The sequence below is a fragment of the Agrobacterium sp. O3.4 genome, from assembly GCF_041414895.1.
GTDB classification, from domain to species: domain Bacteria; phylum Pseudomonadota; class Alphaproteobacteria; order Rhizobiales; family Rhizobiaceae; genus Agrobacterium; species Agrobacterium cucumeris.
In genome coordinates this window covers 242,272-262,174 of the sequence record NZ_JALPZP010000003.1, presented here as the reverse complement: position 1 = coordinate 262,174, position 19,903 = coordinate 242,272, and the positions used below count along the sequence as shown (strand labels likewise).

The 19,903-nt window shown below is 57.7% G+C and carries 17 protein-coding genes; 8 read left to right on the top strand and 9 right to left on the bottom strand.

Annotation, left to right across the window (positions count from 1 at the left end; translation table 11 throughout):
• Nucleotides 1-11 precede the first annotated feature (11 nt).
• From M0412_RS18390 to M0412_RS18375, 4 genes are all read left to right on the top strand, one after another.
• Complete coding sequence (locus tag M0412_RS18390; protein ID WP_269700949.1) at nucleotides 12-1,409, top strand: murein hydrolase activator EnvC; 1,398 nt, start codon at nucleotides 12-14, stop codon at nucleotides 1,407-1,409.
• Nucleotides 1,399-2,727 (top strand): S41 family peptidase, encoded by a 1,329-nt coding sequence (locus tag M0412_RS18385; RefSeq protein WP_142842176.1) that lies wholly within the window; start codon nucleotides 1,399-1,401, stop codon nucleotides 2,725-2,727. The genes M0412_RS18390 and M0412_RS18385 overlap by 11 nt, the downstream gene beginning before the upstream one ends.
• A 167-nt stretch (nucleotides 2,728-2,894) precedes the next feature.
• Nucleotides 2,895-4,094 (top strand): divergent polysaccharide deacetylase family protein, encoded by a 1,200-nt coding sequence (locus M0412_RS18380; RefSeq protein WP_269700951.1) that lies wholly within the window; start codon nucleotides 2,895-2,897, stop codon nucleotides 4,092-4,094.
• A 56-nt stretch (nucleotides 4,095-4,150) separates the two neighbouring features.
• Nucleotides 4,151-4,663, top strand: coding sequence for an RNA pyrophosphohydrolase (locus tag M0412_RS18375; protein WP_269700954.1), 513 nt, complete (start codon nucleotides 4,151-4,153; stop codon nucleotides 4,661-4,663).
• Between the two features lie 48 nt (nucleotides 4,664-4,711).
• On the opposite strand, the gene bfr is transcribed toward M0412_RS18375, so the two are convergent.
• The 4 genes from bfr to M0412_RS18355 all read right to left on the bottom strand — a co-directional run bounded on the left by bfr (nucleotide 4,712) and on the right by M0412_RS18355 (nucleotide 7,775).
• Nucleotides 4,712-5,197, bottom strand: coding sequence for a bacterioferritin (gene bfr, locus M0412_RS18370; protein ID WP_046799648.1), 486 nt, complete (start codon nucleotides 5,195-5,197; stop codon nucleotides 4,712-4,714).
• Nucleotides 5,163-5,474, bottom strand: coding sequence for a bacterioferritin-associated ferredoxin (locus M0412_RS18365; protein WP_080600126.1), 312 nt, complete (start codon nucleotides 5,472-5,474; stop codon nucleotides 5,163-5,165). Before M0412_RS18365 ends, bfr begins: the two co-directional genes overlap by 35 nt.
• Nucleotides 5,475-5,740: 266 nt before the next feature.
• Entirely contained in the window at nucleotides 5,741-6,466 is a 726-nt protein-coding gene (gene phbB / locus M0412_RS18360) for an acetoacetyl-CoA reductase (RefSeq protein WP_269700960.1), read from the bottom strand.
• 127 nt (nucleotides 6,467-6,593) lie between these two features.
• Entirely contained in the window at nucleotides 6,594-7,775 is a 1,182-nt protein-coding gene (locus M0412_RS18355; RefSeq protein ID WP_269700962.1) for an acetyl-CoA C-acetyltransferase, read from the bottom strand.
• A gap of 242 nt (nucleotides 7,776-8,017) precedes the next feature.
• Here M0412_RS18355 and phaR point away from each other — a divergent pair, with 242 nt between their 5' ends.
• Nucleotides 8,018-8,593 carry a polyhydroxyalkanoate synthesis repressor PhaR gene (gene phaR / locus M0412_RS18350; RefSeq protein ID WP_003520279.1) on the top strand — a complete coding sequence of 192 codons (576 nt, stop codon included), beginning with the start codon at nucleotides 8,018-8,020 and terminating at the stop codon, nucleotides 8,591-8,593.
• Between the two features lie 61 nt (nucleotides 8,594-8,654).
• Here the strand turns inward: phaR and M0412_RS18345 are convergent, their stop codons facing one another.
• On the bottom strand, nucleotides 8,655-10,031 hold the full coding sequence (locus M0412_RS18345) for an MFS transporter (RefSeq protein WP_142842181.1): 1,377 nt from the start codon (nucleotides 10,029-10,031) through the stop codon (nucleotides 8,655-8,657).
• Nucleotides 10,032-10,138: 107 nt separating this feature from the next.
• Nucleotides 10,139-14,899 (bottom strand): NAD-glutamate dehydrogenase, encoded by a 4,761-nt coding sequence (locus tag M0412_RS18340; protein WP_142842182.1) that lies wholly within the window; start codon nucleotides 14,897-14,899, stop codon nucleotides 10,139-10,141.
• Nucleotides 14,900-15,440: 541 nt separating this feature from the next.
• Between M0412_RS18340 and M0412_RS18335 the strand changes: the two genes are divergently transcribed.
• Nucleotides 15,441-16,010, top strand: coding sequence for a CarD family transcriptional regulator (locus tag M0412_RS18335; RefSeq protein ID WP_004444078.1), 570 nt, complete (start codon nucleotides 15,441-15,443; stop codon nucleotides 16,008-16,010).
• A 71-nt stretch (nucleotides 16,011-16,081) separates the two neighbouring features.
• Here the strand turns inward: M0412_RS18335 and M0412_RS18330 are convergent, their stop codons facing one another.
• Nucleotides 16,082-16,630 (bottom strand): L,D-transpeptidase, encoded by a 549-nt coding sequence (locus tag M0412_RS18330; RefSeq protein WP_193559534.1) that lies wholly within the window; start codon nucleotides 16,628-16,630, stop codon nucleotides 16,082-16,084.
• 242 nt (nucleotides 16,631-16,872) lie between these two features.
• Between M0412_RS18330 and M0412_RS18325 the strand changes: the two genes are divergently transcribed.
• Nucleotides 16,873-17,556, top strand: a complete 684-nt coding sequence (locus tag M0412_RS18325) for a response regulator transcription factor (RefSeq protein ID WP_003492637.1) — start codon at nucleotides 16,873-16,875, stop codon at nucleotides 17,554-17,556.
• A gap of 153 nt (nucleotides 17,557-17,709) precedes the next feature.
• The gene (locus M0412_RS18320) at nucleotides 17,710-18,165 is read left to right on the top strand and encodes a cyclic nucleotide-binding domain-containing protein (protein WP_046799641.1); all 456 of its coding nucleotides are present in this window, start codon (nucleotides 17,710-17,712) and stop codon (nucleotides 18,163-18,165) included.
• Nucleotides 18,166-18,186: 21 nt separating this feature from the next.
• Here the strand turns inward: M0412_RS18320 and M0412_RS18315 are convergent, their stop codons facing one another.
• Together M0412_RS18315 and M0412_RS18310 are read right to left on the bottom strand one after the other, a co-directional pair.
• Nucleotides 18,187-18,990 carry an exodeoxyribonuclease III gene (locus M0412_RS18315; protein WP_052818693.1) on the bottom strand — a complete coding sequence of 268 codons (804 nt, stop codon included), beginning with the start codon at nucleotides 18,988-18,990 and terminating at the stop codon, nucleotides 18,187-18,189.
• Nucleotides 18,991-19,152: 162 nt separating this feature from the next.
• Nucleotides 19,153-19,878: an outer membrane lipoprotein carrier protein LolA gene (locus tag M0412_RS18310; protein ID WP_161991382.1), complete on the bottom strand. Its 726-nt coding sequence runs from the start codon at nucleotides 19,876-19,878 to the stop codon at nucleotides 19,153-19,155.
• Nucleotides 19,879-19,903: the final 25 nt, after the last annotated feature.

Sequence of the window (19,903 nt, the reverse complement as noted above, 5' to 3'; positions counted from 1 at the left end):
AGAAAGATCAAATGGACAAAAGGTCTCAACGAAAACAGCGCGCTGCCCTTGCGGGCGCGGTTATTGCTGCTTTCGTCATGGTGGCCGGTCCAGTCTATTCGCGGGACGATGCGGGCGCGGCTCCGGCCGAGAATGGCGATTCATCGCCGGACGAGTTGCAGACACTGGAGAAGCGCCGTGACCAGAACCGCCAGGATCTGGAGGAACTGGTCGACAGCATCGGCCTTTCGGAGGACAAGACCCGCAATCTTGAGGAAAGCATCGCTTCCCTCAATCAGGACAGCGCCCGTATCCGGGAAGAGTTGATCGCATCTGCGGCGCGGCGCAAGGCACTGGAAACCAAGATCAGTGACGGTGAGGATCGCCTCGCCAAGCTTTCCGTTCGCGAAGACGGTGTGAAAGCGTCGTTACGTGAAAGGCGCGGCGTGCTGGCGGAAGTTCTGGCCGCATTGCAGCGCATGGGCAGAAACCCGCCGCCTGCCCTTCTCGTTTCGCCGGAGGATGCACTTGCTTCCGTGCGTAGTGCTATTCTTCTCGGTGCCGTCGTTCCGGGCATTCGTGGTGAAACCGACAAGCTGGTGTCCGCTCTCAAAGAATTGACTGATCTCAGGCAGGCAATCGCTCGCGAAAAGGACGATCTTACGGGTATGATGACGGCAAGTCTGGAAGAGGAAAAACGCCTCGACCTGCTGATTGCCGAAAATGACCGCAAGAACACCCAGACGGCGGCAGAGCTTGAGGCGGAACGCAAACGATCCGAGGAACTGGCAAGCAAAGCGACCAGTCTTGAAGGTCTGGTCAGTTCGCTTGAAGGCGAGATTACGTCAGTACGGGAAGCCATGGAAAAAGCGCGGGCTGAAGAGCAGCGCGTGGCACGTCTTTCGGAAGCCGAACGTGAAAAGGAGCGCGCTGCGGCTGCGGCTGGAATGCCTGATAAAAACCGCATTGCGCCCGCATATCCCTTCGCGAGTTTAAAGGGAAAACTGGAGGTTCCGGTCGCGGGCGAGGTGCTCAGGCGCTTTGGTGATGCTGACGGTACTGGCCATTTTTCCAAGGGAATTGTCGTTGCGAGCGGACCCGAAGCCATCGTGACGGCGCCTGCAGACGGCTTTGTGGTGTTTGCCGGAGATTTTCGCAGTTACGGCCGGATGATCATCCTCAACACGGGTGATGGATATCATGTGGTGATGACGGGCATGGACAATGTGAGGACACGGCAGGGAATGTTCGTGTTCTCCGGAGAGCCCATCGCCTCCATGGGTGCAAAAAGAGTAGCGAGTGCAGCAGCATTGGCGCTGGAAACCGACAGGCCAACGCTTTACATTGAGTTCAGGAAAGATGGTGTGCCGGTTGATTCCCAACCTTGGTGGACCGCAAAAAATACCGGAAGGGCGCACAATGATTCGTAAGGTTTCGCTTCTCCTTATCGGTGGGCTTATGGGCGCCACGGCGATGAGCGTGATTTATTCGGCGAGCATGCCGGCACAGGCGGCCGGGCCTTCGACCTACAAGGAGTTGTCGATATTCGGCGACGTGTTCGAGCGCGTGCGCGCACAATATGTGACGCCGCCGGATGACGAGAAGCTGGTGGAAAATGCCATTAACGGCATGCTCAGCTCGCTCGATCCGCATTCCAGCTTCATGAATGCCAAGGATGCCACCGACATGCGCACCCAGACCAAGGGTGAGTTCGGCGGTCTCGGCATCGAAGTGACCATGGAAAACGAACTGGTCAAGGTCATCTCGCCGATGGATGATACGCCGGCTTCCCGCGCGGGTATCCTTGCTGGCGACTTCATTTCGGAAATTGACGGTACGCCGGTTCGCGGCCTCAAGCTGGAGCAGGCTGTTGAAAAGATGCGTGGTGCGGTCAAGACGCCGATCAAGCTGACAGTCATCCGTCAGGGCGCTGACAAGCCGCTTGAGATTACCGTTGTGCGTGACATCATTGCCGTTCGTGCGGTCAAGTCCCGCGTTGAGGGTGACAATGTCGGTTATCTGCGTGTCATCTCCTTTACCGAGAAGACCTATGACGATCTCGAAAAGGCGATCAAGAAGATCAAGGCGGATGTGCCGGCCGACAAGCTGAAGGGTTACGTGCTTGACCTGCGCCTCAACCCGGGCGGTCTGCTTGATCAGGCGATCAATGTCTCCGACGCTTTCCTTGAGCGTGGCGAAGTCGTTTCGACTCGCGGCCGCAATCCGGATGAGACCCGCCGCTTCAATGCGACGGCAGGCGATCTGACCGACGGCAAGCCGGTGATCGTGCTCGTCAACGGCGGTTCGGCTTCGGCCTCTGAAATCGTTGCCGGCGCCTTGCAGGATCTGCGTCGTGCTACCGTTGTCGGTACGCGCTCCTTCGGTAAGGGTTCGGTCCAGACGATCATTCCGCTCGGCGAAGCCGGTGCGCTGCGTCTGACCACGGCGCTTTATTATACGCCGTCGGGCAAATCCATCCAGGGCACGGGCATTGAACCCGACATCAAGGTGGAGCAGCCGTTGCCGCCGGAATTGCAGGGCAAGGTGACCACCGAAGGTGAATCCGGTCTTTCCGGTCACATCAAGGGCCAGAGCGAAACGGATGAAGGTTCGGGCTCTTCCGCCTATGTTCCGCCGGAAGCCAAGGACGATATCCAGCTCAACTATGCGCTGGATCTGTTGCGCGGCAGCAAGACTGATCCGTCTTTCCCGCCGAACCCGGACAAGGCTGTGGTCAACAAGCAGTAAGATAGATGCGCCGGCCAGCCGGCGCATTTTTTCGATTGCTTAGAGCGGGTCGCGATTTCCAGATGCGCTGCCTTTGCTTTAAGTCCCTGTTTTTTCGCATGTCATCCTCGCAAACTGCCGCATAGTTTTCTGCGTGACATGCTTTGACCGTTTGGACGGATCGTTCATTGCCTTCGGACCTGCGAAAACCGCTTCTGGGTCGTCAGAAAAAAAGCGTCGGTATCAACCGGCGCTTTTCCGTCATTATGGTTTTGTCCGTGCTTGCGGTTTTCTCAATCGGCGGGCTCTCCGTCTATACCGCGCTCTCGCCAGGCAACCTGCAGAAGACAGGCCCCGGGCCGGATGTTCAGCCACAGCCGCCCCACAGCGCGCCTGAAACGGCGGTTGCCGATGGCGCCGGTTCTGCTGAGACGGCCGGCCTGAAACCGGAAAGCGGCCGCTCTGGCGCCAATATCAACAGGGAAACCATGCCGGACGGCAATGTCGTATCGGTCTATTCTCCGAGACCCCGCGATGGCAATGGGCCGGTGCTGATGAGTGGCCAGACCTATGGTCAGGACCCGCGCATGGCCACTCGTCCCAATGAAGAGCTGCTGGAAGAGTCCGCCTTCGGACCGCTGCCGGTCGTTGGCGCCGATGGCCTGCGGCCGATGGAGCAATATGCACGGCCCTGGTCGGGCGCCCGTGGCACTCGGGTGGCAATCGTGGTCGGCGGTCTCGGCCTCAGCCAGACGGGTTCGCAAAAGGCGATCCGGGATCTGCCGCCGGAGGTGACGCTTGGTTTTGCCGCAAGCGGCAACAGCCTGCAGCGCTGGATGCAGGAAGGGCGTCGAGAGGGCCATGAAATCCTTCTGCAGATACCGCTGGAGCCTTTCGGTTATCCCGGCACCAATCCAGGACCGGACACGCTGCTGGCCGGCGATCCTGCGAAGGTCAACATCGACCGCCTGCATCGCTCCATGGCGAAAATCACCAATTATACCGGCATCATGAACTATCTTGGCGGGCGTTTCCTCGCGGAACAGGCGGCGCTGGAGCCGGTGATGCGCGATATCGGCAAGCGCGGGCTGCTGTTTCTGGATGATGCTTCATCGGCACAGTCGTTGAGCGGCGGGATTGCCAAGGCGATCTCCGCCCCGCAGGGTTTTGCCGATGTTCTGCTCGATGGCGAAGTGACTGAAAGCGCCATCCTGCGCAAGCTGGATGAGCTTGAGCGAATTGCACGCCGCAACGGCCAGGCGATCGGTGTCGCTTCGGCTTTCGACGAAAGCATTGCCGCCATCTCCAAATGGTCGCGGGAAGCGGGCGGGCGGGGTATCGAGATCGTTGGCGTTTCTGCGCTTGTTTCGCAGCCGGCGGGGCAGTAAACCTTCTGCGCGGCCATTTCATGCGCTTTTGTGGCGCTCAGCAATGCGGGTTTCCCATGACAATCAAAGCAGAAGATTTGCCTTACCGCCCCTGCGCGGGAATAATGGTTCTCAACGCCGAAGGCCTTGTCTGGGCCGGCCGGCGCATCAGTGAAGGCAATTCCGAATATGACGGCTCACCGCAATTGTGGCAGATGCCGCAGGGCGGCATCGATGATGGCGAGCGGCCTTTGGCGGCCGCCATTCGCGAACTTTATGAAGAGACCGGAATGAAGACGGTGACTCTGCTTGCGGAAGCGAGTAACTGGATCAACTACGATCTGCCGCCCGAACTGATCGGTATCGGTTTAAGAGGCAAATATCGTGGGCAGGCGCAGCGCTGGTTCGCTTTCCGTTTCGAAGGCGATGAAAGTGAAATCCAGATTGACCCGCCGCCGACGGGCCACACGGCTGAATTTGATGCCTGGGGCTGGAAGCCGATGGAGAGCCTTCCGGAATTGATCGTGCCGTTCAAGCGCGCGGTCTACGAGCAGGTGGTGGCAGAGTTCCGGCACCTCTCCGGCAAATAAATAAAAAGGCGGCCATGGGCCGCCTTTTCCTTGTCCAGTGTCGAAAGCTTATTCCGCCTCGTTGGCGGAATCTGCGTTGAGCTGACCATATTTTTCCACGCCGATCTTGCCGAGCAGATCGAGCTGGGTTTCGAGGAAGTCGATATGGCCTTCTTCGTCGATCAGCAGGGCTTCGAACAGCTTCATGGAGACGTAGTCTCCGGCCTCGGAACAGATGTCACGCGACTTCTTGTAGGAGGTGCGTGCGTCGTATTCGCCCGCCAGGTCGGCTTCCAGCACTTCCTTGACGTTCTGGCCGATGCGCAGCGGGGCCAGCGTCTGAAGGTTGGGATGGCCTTCAAGGAAGATGATACGATCGATGATCTTGTCGGCGTGCTGCATCTCTTCGATGGATTCAGCGCGCTCCTTCTTCGCGAGCTTCGTGTAGCCCCAGTCGTTCAGCAGCCGGTAATGAAGCCAATACTGGTTCACTGCACCGAGTTCGAGAAAAAGGGCCTCGTTAAGCCGCTCGATGACTTTTTTGTCGCCTTTCAATGTCCGCTCTCCTGTTCTCTTCATGGAATCGCTTCAGGCGGGACATAAAATCAAAAACATCGGCCTCAGTCGAGTGGCGACGGGCGTGATATTCTTCGGTGGTCTTGATGATCAGATCGACAACGGTCGGGAAACAGCCGCAACAGCGGCCACGTTTTTCCATGGCGTGATACACTTTGGCGGGAACGATCAACTGCCAACAGTCCTCGTCGAGGAGTTCGTTGATGACGTCCCGGATATCGTGATCGGTGATGTAATTGCAGCTGCAAACCAGCATGATGGACTGCCTGTATGACGCAACACGTTGTTTTCGTTCTTAAACCAAAACAGGACACCAAATGTCAAGAAAAACCTCCTTTTGAATCGGAGTGGAATTTCTAGAGTCATTCTAAACTATACAAAAACTGTCGTATTTTCATTGGTTTAGCGAATGGCACTTTCCAGTCTTTCGTGCTCAAGTTTTTGTGCGCGGCAAAATTACGGAAGTAATTATCACGAAAAGTTTACTGACTTGGCTGTCGCCGAAGTGAAGGGTGGCCGATCTCAGGCGAAATATTGCCCGCCATTGGCCGTCATGGTGGAGCCAGTGATGAAGCCGGCCTCGTCGGAAACCAGAAACAGGACGCAGCGGGCGATTTCTTCCGGTTCGCCCAGCCGCCCGACCGGAATTTGCGGGACGATCCGTTCGGCAAGCACTTTTTCCGGTATCGCTCTCACCATCTCGGTACCGATATAGCCGGGGCAGATGGCGTTGACGGTGATGTTGCGGCTGGCGCCTTCCTGGGCGAGCGCCTTGGTGAAGCCGATATCGCCCGCCTTGGAAGCGGAATAGTTGGCTTGCCCCGCCTGACCCTTCTGACCGTTGATCGAGGAAATATTGACGATGCGGCCGAAACCGCGATCGCGCATACCCGGCCAGACGGGGTGCGTCATGTTGAAGACGCCGGTGAGGTTGGTGTCGATCACCTCGCGCCATTGTTGCGGCGACATCTTGTGAAACATCGCATCGCGGGTGATGCCGGCGTTGTTGACGAGAACCTCGACGGGACCGAAGGTCTCTTCCACCTTTGCAATGCCGTCTACGCAGGCGTCATAGTCGCGAACGTCCCATTGAAAAGCAGGGATGCCGGTTTCTTTCTGAAAGGCTTCAGCCCTGTCGGTCGTGAAAGCGTAATTGACGGCGACCCGGTAGCCGGCCGCCTGCAAGGCGCGGGCAATCGCGGCACCTATGCCGCTTGTCCCGCCGGAAATCAACGCAACCCGGCTCATATCGGCCTCCATGTCCTGAACTGCTTTTGCCGTGCTCAACGGCCACAGAAATACGGCCAATGGGAGGCCGCTTCTACCCTATTGTTCGCCGAACAGGAATTGATTTTTGGAAAGCCGTACAGCCGTTTCAGAGCGCCTCAATGCACATGGCAACACCCATGCCACCACCGATGCAGAGTGTCGCAAGGCCCTTGGACACGTTGCGGCGGCGCATCTCGTAAATGAGTGTGTTGAGGACACGTGCACCGGAAGCACCGATTGGATGGCCGATGGCGATTGCACCACCATTGACGTTGACGATATCAGGATCAAGGCCCAACTCGCGCACGACCGCACAGGATTGGGCGGCAAAGGCTTCGTTGGCTTCGACAAGGCCGATATCATTGATCGACCAGCCGGCCTTGGCCAGCGCCTTGCGGGAGGCGGGAATGGGCCCCGTGCCCATGATCTGCGGATCAACGCCCGCCGTTGCCCAGGAGGCGATGCGCGCCAGCGGCTTGATGCCGCGTTTTGCCGCTTCCTGTTCCGACATCAAAAGTGTTGCGGCTGCGCCATCATTCAGGCCGGAGGCATTGCCTGCTGTCACCGTGCCTTCCTTGTCGAAGGCGGGGCGAAGCTTCGCCATGGTTTCCAGCGAAGCGCCGGCGCGGATATGTTCGTCCGCATCGATGATGATATCAGCCTTGCGGCCTTTGACCGTGAAGGCGACGATTTCATCGGCGAAACGGCCGGCATTCTGTGCGGCTTCAGCCTTGTTTTGCGATGCGACAGCAAATTGATCCTGTTCATCGCGGGAAAGTTGCCATTGGCGGGCGATGTTCTCGGCAGTGATGCCCATGTGATAGCCATAGAAGGCATCGGTCAGGCCGTCCTTCAGCATGGTGTCGATCATCTTGAAATCACCCATTTTCACGCCGCCGCGCAAATGCGCGCAATGGGGCGCCATGGACATGGATTCCTGACCGCCGGCAATGATGATGGCCGCGTCGCCGGTAACGATCTGCTGCATGCCGAGGGCGACGGCACGCAGGCCGGAGCCGCAGAGCTGGTTGAGACCGAAGGCGGTCGCCTCCTGCGGAATGCCGGCCTTCATGGCCGCCTGCCGCGCCGGGTTCTGCCCTTCGCCTGCCGTCAGCACCTGACCAAGAATGACCTCATCGACTTCGTTTGCCGCAACACCCGCGCGTTCCAGCACGGCGTTGATGACGGTTGCTCCCAGCTCATGGGCGGGTGTGTTGGCGAAGTGGCCATTGAAGGAACCGACGGCGGTGCGCGCGGCGCTGGCAATCACGATTGAAGGCAGGGTCATCTCTATTCTCCTCACATGCGGGCGGAGACTGGCAAAGCTTTCAATACAAGTCAAATGCCGAAAGTTGCTTTAAAAGATGTTGCTAAATCACCCGGGAATCTTGCGAAAAATTGCTGCGCAAAAAACAAACTGTTGCGATGCACAAAACATTTGTCAGAGGGCTCGTTTTGCGCATACACTTTGCGCCGGGAAGAGCACCAAGACCAAAAAAAAGAAAATACCATCATCGCGAGGAGGCGGGCATGGCGAAACACGACGGCGAAACAATCATTAAAAAATACGCCAACCGGCGGCTCTATAATACCGGCACGAGCACCTATGTGACGCTCGATGATCTCGCGCAGATGGTCAAGCGCGGTGAGGACTTCAAGGTTCAGGACGCCAAGTCGTCCGAAGACATCACCCATGCGGTTCTGACGCAGATCATCGTCGAACAGGAGGCCAAAACCGGCAATACGTTGCTGCCGACGGCGTTTCTGCGGCAGTTGATCTCCTATTATGGCGACCAGATGCAGATGGTCGTGCCGACATTTCTCGAACATTCGATGAAGACATTCTCGGACCAGCAGAGCCAGATGCAGGAGCATATGGCCAAGGCGTTCGGCGACGGCTCGCTTGCCCGCAATTTTCAGGCGCCGCTGCAAATGATGGAAGAGCAGATCCGCCGCAATACGGAACTGTTCCGGCAGGCGATGCAGGGTTTTACGCCTTTCGCAATGCCGCAGGCGCCGAAGGAAACCCGCAAGCCGAACGCGTCCGAAATCGACGAGCTGAAGGCGCAGCTGCGCGCATTGCAGCAAAAACTCGATCAGCTCTGATCCTGTTCTGTGCGGGCCGATGCCGGGTTTGATCAACCGCATCGGCTGCTGCGTCGAAGTTTCAGCCTGCCGTTCTTTCCGGCACGCGCAGCAACAGCAGAAATCCAGCTCCCAGGAACAAGATAAGCGTGGCCATGCCGATATGGGCGGAACCGCTTATGTAGGTTGCTATGGAAAATGACAGCGTCGCCATGAAACTCGTGGCGCGTCCGGAAAGCGCATAGATGCCGAAATAACGGCCCGCTTCTGCAACAGTGATATTGCGGGCGAGATAAGAGCGGGACGATGCCTGGACGGGGCCGAAGGCAAGGCCGATCAAAACGCCATAGAGCAGATAGGCTTTTTCCGCGCCTGTCGCGAAGATGCCGCCATCGTCCGCCGTCGATAATTGTATCCAGCCAAACAGGGTCGAGCCCTTTTCCGTGGAGACGATGCCGAGCGTGGCGAGTAGCAGCAACACCAGGCTGATGAGGATGGTGATGCGCGATCCGAGTTTGTGATCGACCCGCCCGGCGGCAAAACAGCCCGCGATGGCGACGACGTTGAGGAGGATGCCGAAGAGGCCGATTTCCATCGTCGCCCAGCCAAACATGCCGGCGGCAAATGCTCCGCCCAGTATGAGAACACCATTGACGCCATCCTGATAAAGCATGCGCGCGATCAGGAACCGCAAAAGCACGGGGCGGTAGCGCAGCTCGCGGAGCGTGATCTTCAGTTCCCCCAGCCCCGAACGGATTGCTGCCTTGAAAGGCAGGCCTTTTTCGGCGTCCGGGGTCAACAGAAACATCGGCAGAATGAAGATGAGGTACCAGAGCGCGGCGAGCGGGCCGGTTATTCTGGCGTCCTCACCGGTTGCCGGGTCGAGACCGAAAAGCGGCTTGATGCCGGCGATGGTCAGCCCGGTCTGTGGGCTTGCGGCCAGAAGCGTCACCACCGCAATCAGCACCACCATGCCGCCGAGATAACCCAGTCCCCAGGCGAGATTGGAAATGCGGCCGACATTTTGCGGGTTGGTCAGTCGCGGCATCATGGAATCGTTGAAGACAATCGAAAATTCCGCCGCGATGGAGGCAAGGATCATGCAGATGATCGGCAGGATAAGCGTTGAGCCCGGCGCTGCAAACCAGAGGAAAAACAGGCTGACGATCTTGATGACGGCAAAAAAGGCGATCCACGGTTTGCGCGCGCCGGATTGATCAGCGATGGAGCCGAGGATGGGTGAGAAGAGGGCGATGATGATCGAGGAGACCGTCGCCATATTGCTCCATGTCGCCTGCGCGGCAATCGGATCATCGGTAAGACGGGCGACAAAATAAGGCCCGAAAACGAACGTGGTGACGACGGTGAAAAACGGCTGCGCCGCCCAGTCGAACATGACCCAGCCCCAGATGCCGCGTTTGGCAACCACTGTTTCCGCGTTTTGGGAGGGGACAGTCATTCATCGTCCTATCGGATAATCGGGAGGATAGAGTGCGGGATGCCGGTCATCCGCTTGGTTTTTCGCCATCCGGGTCGATAACCGGATGGCGTTTTTAAGAGTGCCGATCAGCGTGCCTGAACGATATCGCCAAGCAACCCGGCCGCCACTGTCAGGCGGGCAAGGTTGGTATCGCCGCTTTCACTGAGCGCGCCCAGCTCGGAGACGATGCGGTTCACCCGCACGCGGTCGGCGGCATACCAGGCCTGAACCGGATCTTTCTCCTTTGCATATTCCGTCAGCGCAGAGATGACGATCCGGCGTCGGGAGGAGGAGATCTGGTCCTGGCTGCGCAGAAGAGCCAGGCTCTCGTAATGATCGGCCGGTGCGATGCGCTGGCTGGCATCCAGCAGGCGTGCCACACGGAAGGTCGACGAAACGGTGGCATAGCTTTCGGCGGCGCGGGCAAGCGTCGTGCCCGCACTTTCGGCGATACGCATGATCTCGGGCACATAGACCAGCAGGGAAAGCGTATCCAGCTCTTCCAGAAGGGCGGCCGGAACGCCGTCGATTTCCGTGACGCCAAGCTCGCGACGATATTTCGCCGCTGCCGGCGACAGCGTCTTGATGGCGGTTTTCAGTCGCTCGATCTCGGTCGCCATGTCGCCTGTTGCAGCGCCGGCGCTTCGGGTCTGCAGGTATAGCCTGCTTGCATCGGAGAAGATGCGGGCGATGGTGGCATAAAGCCCGTTCTGGACTTGCCCACCGATCTTGCCATCAAGCGCGTCGACCTCACTCCACAGACGTTTGAGGCCGAAACCATCTTCGACAATGACGGCCGCCTTGACGACGTCAGCTGCGAGAAGACCGCTTGCATCGCCAAGTTTCTGCACGAAGCCCGGTCCACCGCGGTTGACCACGGCGTTGGCGAGCGCGGTTGCAACGATCTCGCGGTGCAGGCGATGCGCCTTGATATCGTCGGCATAGTTCTTCTGCATCTTGGCCGGGAAATAGTCGACGAGCAGATGCTGGAGATAAGGCTCATCCGGCAGCGGGCTCGCCACCAGTGCGTCGAACAGCGTCAGCTTGGCATAAGACAGAAGCACACCGATTTCCGGTCGGGTCAGCGGCTTGCCAGAGGCATATCTTTCGCTGAACTCGGCATTATCAGGCAGGGTTTCCACCTTGCGGTTCAGCTGTCCGGTTGCCTCCAGCGCACTCATCAGGCGGCCAAGCTCTTCGCGGTTTGCGAGCCCCAGCCGTTCCGTCAGCGAGATCGCCAGCGATTGCAGGTAGTTATTGCGCAGCACCAGCTGCGCCACTTCCGGCGTCATGGAGGCGAGAAGCTGATTGCGCTTCGGCATCGTCAGGCGACCGGTATTGACGGCGGAGGCGAGGGCGATCTTGATGTTGACCTCGACGTCGGAGGAGTTCACCCCGGCCGAGTTGTCGATGGCATCGGAGTTGCAACGTCCGCCCGAAAGCGCATAGGCAATGCGGCCCTTCTGGGTGATGCCCAGATTGGCGCCTTCGCCGATGACCTTGGCGCGCAGTTCGGTGGCGTTGACACGGATCGGGTCGTTCGCCCTGTCACCCACCTCGGCATTGGTTTCCACCGCCGCCTTGATATAGGTGCCGATGCCGCCGAACCAGAGGAGATCGGTCGGCGCCTTCAGAATGGCGGTCATGATCTCGAAGGGCGTGGCGACGGATTTGTCGATGCCGATGGCAGCCACGGCTTCCGGCGTCAGCGTCACGGATTTTTCGGAACGCGAGATGATCATCGCACCGGCGGATAGGGCCGAGCGGTCATAATCCTGCCAGCTGGAGCGCGGCAGTTCGAAAAGCCGCTTGCGCTCTGCAAAGGACCTGTCGGTATCGGGGTCCGGATCGATGAAGATGTCGCGGTGATCGAAGGCGGCGATGAGCCTGATCTTTTCCGACAGCAGCATGCCATTGCCGAAGACGTCACCGGACATGTCACCCACACCGGCCACGGTGAACGGCGTGGTCTGGATGTCGGTGTCCATTTCACGGAAATGGCGCTTTACCGTTTCCCATGCGCCGCGTGCGGTGATGCCCATTTTCTTGTGGTCATAACCGGCGGAACCGCCCGATGCGAAGGCATCGTCCAGCCAGAAGCCGGCGTCGTGGGCAAGGCCGTTTGCCGTATCGGAGAATGTCGCCGTCCCCTTGTCTGCAGCAACGACGAAATAGGGGTCATCACCGTCCAGCCGCAGCGTATCGGCAGGCGGTATGATGGCGTCATCGACGATATTGTCGGTGATGGAGAGCAGGGTGCGAATATAGGTCTTGTAGGCCTCGCGGCCGGCATTAAAGACTTCATCGCGGGAGCCGCCGGCGGGAAGGTTCTTCGGGAAGAAACCGCCCTTGGCGCCAACCGGCACGATCACCGCATTCTTGACCTGCTGCGCCTTCACGAGGCCGAGCACTTCGGTGCGGTAATCCTGGCCGCGATCCGACCAGCGCAGACCGCCGCGTGCAACCTTGCCGAAGCGCAGATGCACGCCTTCGACCTCTGTTCCGTAGACGAAGATTTCGCGGAAAGGCCGTGGGTCGGGCAGGCCGTCCAGGTGCTTGGGATCGAACTTGAACGCCAGGAGGTCTCTTGGCGTACCGTCGACATTTTTCTGGAAGTAGTTGGTGCGCAGCGTCGCATCGATGGCGTTGACGTAACGTCTCAGCGTGCGGTCTTCATCGAGATTGGGAACGCTGCTCAGTGCCGCTTCGATCGCTTTGTGTATTTCAGAGAGTTTTTTCAGCCGCTTCTTTTCGTCGACAGACGGGTCGAAGCCAGCCTTGAACAGCGCGAAAATATTGCGGGAAATGGCCGGATATTTGAAGAGCGTTTCGGAGATATGCTCCTGCGAATAAACAATGCCGGTCTGACGGAGATAGCGTGCATAGGCGCGCAAAACGGAGACTTCGCGCACGGACAGGCCGCAGGCGAGGATCAGCCGATTGAAGTTGTCATTATCAACCTTGGCCGAAAAGGCAGCAAGGAAGGCCTCCTCGAGTTTCGGCCCGTAATGCGGCAGGTCGAGTGTCGTGCCCGCCGCGACGGATAACTCCATGTCGTGCAGCACGATGTCGCGCTTTCCGTCATCTGAAACGACCCCGATATCGAAGGTACGTTCGCTGATGACGTTGAAGCCCAGATTTTCCAGCAGCGGCACGCGGCGCGAAAGCGGTAGGTGGCCGTCGCGGTGGAAAATCTTCAGCGACAGCGTGTCGGAGGACTGGCCATCCTGCTGGTAGAATTCAATGCGGACCGGCTCGCCATTGGCAGCTGCCAGAATATCAGGCATGTCGCCGATCGCTTCTTCAGGCGTGAAGGCTTCCTGATAGGCCTGATCGACCGCCAGCACCGGTGCACCCGGTTCGGACAGGGTGACGAGGTGGTCTATCCAGCGTGCTGCAATATCGCTGACGGCGTCTTCCAGCCTGTCCTGAGCGATGCGCGGCGTCTTGCCTTCCGTGCGGCCGACGATGAAGTGAACGCGGGCAACGGCGCCTTCCGGGAAGGCGGGATAATAGGCGGAAATATGCCCGTCATAGACCTTGCTCAGATAATCGCCGATCTTCTCGCGGACATAAGAATTGTACTCCTCACGCGGCACGAAGATGATCGCTGAAACAAACCGGTCGAACCGGTCGATACGGGCAAGCACGCGTACACGCGGCCGGTCGCTCAGTTCCATGATCTGCTCGATGAAGCGGATCAGAAGATCCGTCTCGATCTGGAAGAGATCGTCACGGGGATAGGCTTCCAGCGTGTTCTGCAGGATGCGGCCGGAGTGGCTGTTCGGATCGAAGCCGAAATGCCGCTCGACATCCGCGACCTTGGCGCGCAGCAGCGGAATCTGCTTGACCGAACGTGTATAGGCAGTCGCGGTGAAAAGGCCAACGATGCGCAATTCGCCGATGACGTTGCCGTCCTCGTCAAAGCGCTTGATGCCGATGTAATCCATATAGGCACGACGGTGCACGATCGATTTTACGTTGGCCTTGGTGACGATGAGGAAATCCGGGCCATCAAGGAAGGCAAGGATCTCAGGCGTCGTCGTCACGGCATTTTTGCCGAGGCGTAGCACGCGTACATCCGGATCGCTGAGGCTGCCCAGGCCGACGCCGTCACCGCGTTCGATCTTGGCGTGCTTCCCCTTGCCGGAATAGGTGTAATCCCGCATGCCGAGGAAGGTGAAATTGTCATTACGAAGCCAGTTGAGGAATTCGACTGCTTCCGTACGCTCGGTCTTGCGCCGTGAAGAGCCGCGCTTGGACAATTCGTCCAGCGCCTCGTCAAGCTTCGCCAGCATCGGCCGCCAGTCACGATAGGCGGATTGCACCTGTGTGAGAACAAAGCGCAGCCGTTCTTCCAGCGTTGCGGCGGCCTGCTGTGTCAGCGGCGCAATATGCAACTGTATGAGGCTGATATTGTCAGCGGGATCATCCTCGGGTTCCGCGAGGCGATAACCCCCCTGCGCCTCGTCATCGCGCACGAGTATGGGATGCACTGCGAGGTAAAGGCCGCGATAAGTGCTGGTGACCTCGCCCATGACAGAATCATAAAGGAAAGGCATGTTGCGGCCGATAATGGTCAGGACCGTTACCGGAATCTCGCGCGGCGAAACACCTTCTACCTGAGCAATGCTGATGTGGGGCGTCTCTCCGGACCAATGCGACAGCGCCTGGAAACTGTGAGCCGCGCTCGCCGCCAGCATCTCGGCGGAATAATATTCTATATCGTCGGCACTTGCCCTTCCATAAAGAATACCTGGATCAAGAAATTGGACATTTTCGGCAACTGCCTGCTGGCGCGCTTTTTCGATCTGTTTTTCGCGTTTTGGATTATTTCTGTAGCCCATTTGACGTGGATTCCTCCAAAAATCACACTTTAATGTAAAAAAGCATCGTCAATTTACGGATTTTGCCTTTTCAGTCGAATCGGATATTGGCGTGGAATTACGAAGAGTTTAAGAGGCTTTCGTATTTCTTTGGTCGGTAAGTGAAATTTTTTTGCTTCTTTTGCCATGAGGGTCTGTCGCGAAGCATTTGACAGTATTTTAGCGGCTAATTTTTAGGCGGTTATTGAGCCGCCATGTGATGTTGCGGCCACGGTCGAAGCAAATTATTGATTTGCGCCTATTTTTGTGGTACACCAACGACACTGATCCACAGCGTGGCATTTGTGTGCCCAAAAACACCACGAAAGCAACACCTCTTTTGCACGCGGTTTCCGTGACATATCGAGCGTTTACGTTATCGAACCCCGCAAGACGGGAAGGTGTTTTTTTGCGCGCACGGCTGGACCAGTGCGGAGTCACCTGACGGTTCCCCCGTCTCATCAGGGCCTGACCGACCCAACCCCGGCATTGCCGGGTATGTAACAGGGAGTTTTTAGAACGAATGACGACCCAGCAGAAGAAATCTCCAGCACATCACGGTTTCAAGACCGGTGAAGCGATTGTGTATCCCGCTCATGGTGTCGGTACCATTTCTGCAATCGAGGAACAAGAAGTTGCCGGCATGAAGCTTGAGCTTTTTGTCATCGATTTCGAAAAAGACAAGATGCGTCTTAAAGTTCCCGTCGCCAAAGCTGTCAGCATCGGCATGCGTAAGCTTTCCGAAGGCGATTTTGTCGAGCGGGCGCTGAAAGTGGTGCAGGGCAAGGCACGCGTGAAGCGTACCATGTGGTCGCGCCGCGCCCAGGAATATGATGCGAAAATCAATTCCGGCGATCTTATCGCAATCGCGGAAGTGGTGCGCGATCTTTACCGTGCCGAAAATCAGCCGGAGCAGTCCTATTCCGAGCGTCAGCTTTATGAAGCTGCTCTCGATCGCATGGCGCGCGAAATTGCCGCCGTCAACAAGATGTCCGAAACCGAGGCTGTTCGCCTGGTGGAAGTCAACCTTGCCAAAGGCCCCAAGCGTGGCAAGGCTGTTGAAGAGGACGATTCTCAGGACGAAGCCGCTTAATACAGGCTTCTCCTTTCTAAAAAAACCCGCCGGAATGGCGGGTTTTTTGTTGTCCGATTGCAGGATGCATCTCAAAGGATGCGAATTTTCGTCCCCTTGCGCATATGCGGCAGAATACGCCGCATGTCTCTGGCGTGCAGGGCGACGCAGCCAGCAGTCGGCTCATATCCCGGGCGGATCAAATGCATGAAGATCGCCGAGCCTCGGTTGCGGCTTCTCGAGGTGATGTTCCAGTCAAGCACCAAGCAAACGTCGTAGAGACCGTCCTTGCGCATCATTTCCTCATGGCTTGGCGCAAAGGGCGCTTTGACCAGCCTGTTGTAATTGGCGTTACGGGGTTCGTCGCACCACAGCATGGACCCGCGCGTCCGCTGCATCGGCAATGTTGTGGTGATGCCGGTATTACGGTCGCCGCGATAAAATCCGTGCAGCAGGCGGGTGAGGGAAATGGGTGATTTGCCGTCTCCCTCGCGTTTCATCGCGGTGCGGCCGTTGCGCCCGATTGCGGCGGGAAAGGTGAGGTGTCCGAGCTGGACAATGGCACGGCTGATTTTTGACGGAGCCGGCCGAACCACGAGCGTTGATGCGCGTTTACGTTGTCTTGGCGAGGGTTTGCTCATGTTTTTCACGAGATTTTGCTTTGCAGGTTATTTAACGTGAAGTCATAGCACTTCGTTATATCATGGCAATGGGTTGACCTTTTACCGGCAAACCGCTGAATTGGCTGATAATTAGAGCGCCGCGCGTCATTATCGATGCATAGCGAACGCTCTAACTCTTTTAAACTAGGCATCGTGCTTCCCTAAAATCGAGCCCGATTTTTTGAGCCGAGGCGCTAAAGTAAGAAAGGCTGAGAATCCGAATGACGGCTCGCACTATCCTTCTGGTGGACGATGACGACGATCTTCGGGAGACGCTGACCGAGCAATTGTCTCCCTACGAGGAATTCTCACTACTGAGCGGTGCAAATGCCGCGCAGGCGATGCAGACCGCCAAGACCGCCCAGGTTGATCTCCTCATCATGGATGTCGGCCTTCCGGACATGGACGGCCGAGAGGCCGTGAAGCTGTTGCGCAAGGGCGGCTTCAAAGCGCCGATCATCATGCTGACCGGCCATGACACCGATTCCGACACGATTCTCGGGCTTGAAGCAGGCGCCAATGATTACGTGACGAAGCCGTTCCGCTTTGCCGTGCTTCTGGCGCGCATTCGGGCGCAGCTGCGTCAATATGAACAGAGCGAGGATGCGGTTTTCACCGTTGGTCCCTATCAGTTCAAGCCCAGCCAGAAGCTCTTGACGACCGAAGACGGCAAGAAAATCCGGTTGACGGAAAAGGAAGCGGCGATCATCCGTTATCTCTACCGTGCTGGCAGCGCCGTTGTTACCCGCGACGTCCTGCTGGAAGAGGTCTGGGGTTATAATTCCGGTGTGACGACGCATACGCTCGAAACGCATGTGTATCGTCTGCGTCAGAAGATCGAACGCGACCCTTCCAACGCTGAAATTCTGGTCACCGAGAACGGCGGATACAAGATCGTACCCTGAGCAGTGCGCTCTCTACGTCCCCCATATGTCGCAGTTTAAGGTTCACGCCGCGCGTCCGAAAAGGCACGCGGCGTTCTAACACCTTGTATTTTGAAGGCTGATATTGGAAAACCGCTATAGTGATGCAGGCGGTTTTCCGGAGTAACGAACGACATGGCCTTGACGGACGATATCATGCTGCTGGGGCAAGTGCCGTTGTTTGCGGGGTTCAGCGACGATCAGTTGCGGCTCATAGCCTTCGGTGCGGAACGCCGCAGGGTATCGGCGGGCCAGACGCTGTTCCGGGAGCATTCACCGGCGGAATGCGCCTTTGCGGTGACATCAGGCCATTTCGAGCTTTTTACGGCGGGGCGGGACGGTAAACCCGAACTGCAGGCAACACCGGGCAAAGGAGCGCTTCTGTCCGAACTTGCCCTTTTTACCCTCTGTGAACGGAAGTTCACTGCCGTTGCGGCGGAGGATTCCGAAGTCATCCGGATAACGCGTATCCTGTTTCACCGGCTGGTGGAGGAGTTTCCGGAGGTTGCCGATATCGTGTCGGCACGCATCCGTGACAATATCGCCGCGCTCGCGGCGGGTGCGGCCCGTTTACAGAACCGCTTCGTTTGAGGCCGCCTGGAAAACTCTGCTTCAGAACCGGAAATGGGCCGTAACCGGAACGTGGTCCGATGGCCGGTTCCAGCCGCGCGCCTCCTGCAATATGTCGATTTTTTCGAGCGAGGCGCCGAGATCCTGCGACGACCAGATATGGTCGAGACGCCGGCCACGATTGGCCGCTTCCCAATCCTTGGCGCGGTAGCTCCACCACGTATAGATCTTTTCCGTCTCCGGCACGTTCAGGCGCATCAGATCAAGCCAGTTGCCCTGCTTCATGATATCGAGCATGCCGTCGGTTTCGACAGGCGTGTGGCTGACGATCTTCAGCAGTTGTTTGTGTGACCAGACGTCATTTTCAAACGGTGCGATGTTGAGATCGCCGACAAGGATGGAGGAAGTGCCAGGCACGCCATCGGCGCGCAGTGCCTTCATTTCCTCGATGAAATCGAGCTTGTGGCCGAACTTCGGATTGATCGACCGATCTGGCTCGTCGCCACCGGCCGGAACGTAGAAATTGTGCAGCCGCACCCGGCGCGATCCGACCTGAAAAATCGCCGAGATGTGCCGCGCATCGCCAATACCGCAATAGTCCTGCCGGTGATCTTCGGTCAGCGGAATTTTCGAGGCAATCGCCACACCGTGATAGCCCTTCTGGCCGTGGATGATGACGTGCTCATAACCCAGTGCCTTCAGCGGTTTCATCGGAAACTCGCCATTCGGGCATTTCGTTTCCTGCAGGCAAAGAATGTCGGGTTTGTAACGCACCAGAAACTGCTCAACGATCGGCATTCTCAGCCGGACAGAGTTGATGTTCCAAGTGGTTATCGAAAACGACATACTGTGCTCCGCGTTTGCTGCCCCGAACTCCGTTGTTTCGAGACATGTTTCCGGGGCGCAGGCTTATAACATCGCGATGAAAACGGGAATGTATTTTAGCGGCAAAATGAAAAAGGCGACCCGAAGGCCGCCTTCGAACCGTTTTTCAAAAATAGAGCGTGCTCAGCCGCGCTTGCGTACTTCCTCATAGTTGATGTTGAAGACGCGCTCATCGAGGTTCACACCCGTCTGCACGTTGAAGATCATGACGGTGGTGTCCTTGTTCTGCGCATCGGTCGTCGTCCATTGCCTGAGATCGAAGGTTTTCGGGTCGAACATCAGGGTGATGGTCGAATCGCCGAAGATGCTCTTGTCGCCCAAAACGATGGTGGTCAGGTCCGATTCTTCCTTCACGTCCCGGACCTTCTGGTTGCCGAGATCGATCTTGTCGGACAGAAGCAGGCTGAGAGGGGTCTTGGACAGCGGATAGAGATCCCATGTCTTCAGCTTCATGTTGCCGATGACGACATTCTTGCCATCGGCGATGACCCGCATGGGTGAGGGGTCTTCATAATTGAAGCGAAGCTTGCCGGGCCGTTCGATGTAAAATTTGCCGCCGGTCTGTTCGCCGCGCGGGCCAAACTGCACAAATTCGCCCATCATGGTTTTGACCGACGAGAAGTGATTGGCGATTTTCTGCGCGGTTGCGCCATTGCCGGCTGCCTGGGCAAAGGCGTCAAGCGGCGACAGGCCCGCCATGACCGCGGCCATGGAAAATGCCGTCAGCACGCCACGCCGCGTCATCCCGTTTTCAGGTGCGCTTGCGGTGGCCGTTTCGCCGGTGGTGAGGTCGTTCATTCTGTTCTCCTTCATCGCAGCGATTGTCCGCATAAAAGGCGGCGGCTTCATGACGTTGGAAGCGTGTAATAACGCT

What these genes read in the sequence shown, in the direction of transcription:
- M0412_RS18390 (WP_269700949.1), top strand. Translation starts at nt 12, where the DNA reads ATGGACAAAAGGTCTCAACGAAAACAGCGCGCTGCCCTTGCGGGCGCG.
- M0412_RS18385 (WP_142842176.1), top strand. Translation starts at nt 1,399, where the DNA reads ATGATTCGTAAGGTTTCGCTTCTCCTTATCGGTGGGCTTATGGGCGCC.
- M0412_RS18375 (WP_269700954.1), top strand. Translation starts at nt 4,151, where the DNA reads ATGACAATCAAAGCAGAAGATTTGCCTTACCGCCCCTGCGCGGGAATA.
- M0412_RS18365 (WP_080600126.1), bottom strand. Translation starts at nt 5,474, where the DNA reads ATGCTGGTTTGCAGCTGCAATTACATCACCGATCACGATATCCGGGAC.
- phbB (WP_269700960.1), bottom strand. Translation starts at nt 6,466, where the DNA reads ATGAGCCGGGTTGCGTTGATTTCCGGCGGGACAAGCGGCATAGGTGCC.
- M0412_RS18355 (WP_269700962.1), bottom strand. Translation starts at nt 7,775, where the DNA reads ATGACCCTGCCTTCAATCGTGATTGCCAGCGCCGCGCGCACCGCCGTC.
- phaR (WP_003520279.1), top strand. Translation starts at nt 8,018, where the DNA reads ATGGCGAAACACGACGGCGAAACAATCATTAAAAAATACGCCAACCGG.
- M0412_RS18345 (WP_142842181.1), bottom strand. Translation starts at nt 10,031, where the DNA reads ATGACTGTCCCCTCCCAAAACGCGGAAACAGTGGTTGCCAAACGCGGC.
- M0412_RS18340 (WP_142842182.1), bottom strand. Translation starts at nt 14,899, where the DNA reads ATGGGCTACAGAAATAATCCAAAACGCGAAAAACAGATCGAAAAAGCG.
- M0412_RS18335 (WP_004444078.1), top strand. Translation starts at nt 15,441, where the DNA reads ATGACGACCCAGCAGAAGAAATCTCCAGCACATCACGGTTTCAAGACC.
- M0412_RS18330 (WP_193559534.1), bottom strand. Translation starts at nt 16,630, where the DNA reads ATGAGCAAACCCTCGCCAAGACAACGTAAACGCGCATCAACGCTCGTG.
- M0412_RS18325 (WP_003492637.1), top strand. Translation starts at nt 16,873, where the DNA reads ATGACGGCTCGCACTATCCTTCTGGTGGACGATGACGACGATCTTCGG.
- M0412_RS18320 (WP_046799641.1), top strand. Translation starts at nt 17,710, where the DNA reads ATGGCCTTGACGGACGATATCATGCTGCTGGGGCAAGTGCCGTTGTTT.
- M0412_RS18315 (WP_052818693.1), bottom strand. Translation starts at nt 18,990, where the DNA reads ATGTCGTTTTCGATAACCACTTGGAACATCAACTCTGTCCGGCTGAGA.
- M0412_RS18310 (WP_161991382.1), bottom strand. Translation starts at nt 19,878, where the DNA reads ATGAAGCCGCCGCCTTTTATGCGGACAATCGCTGCGATGAAGGAGAAC.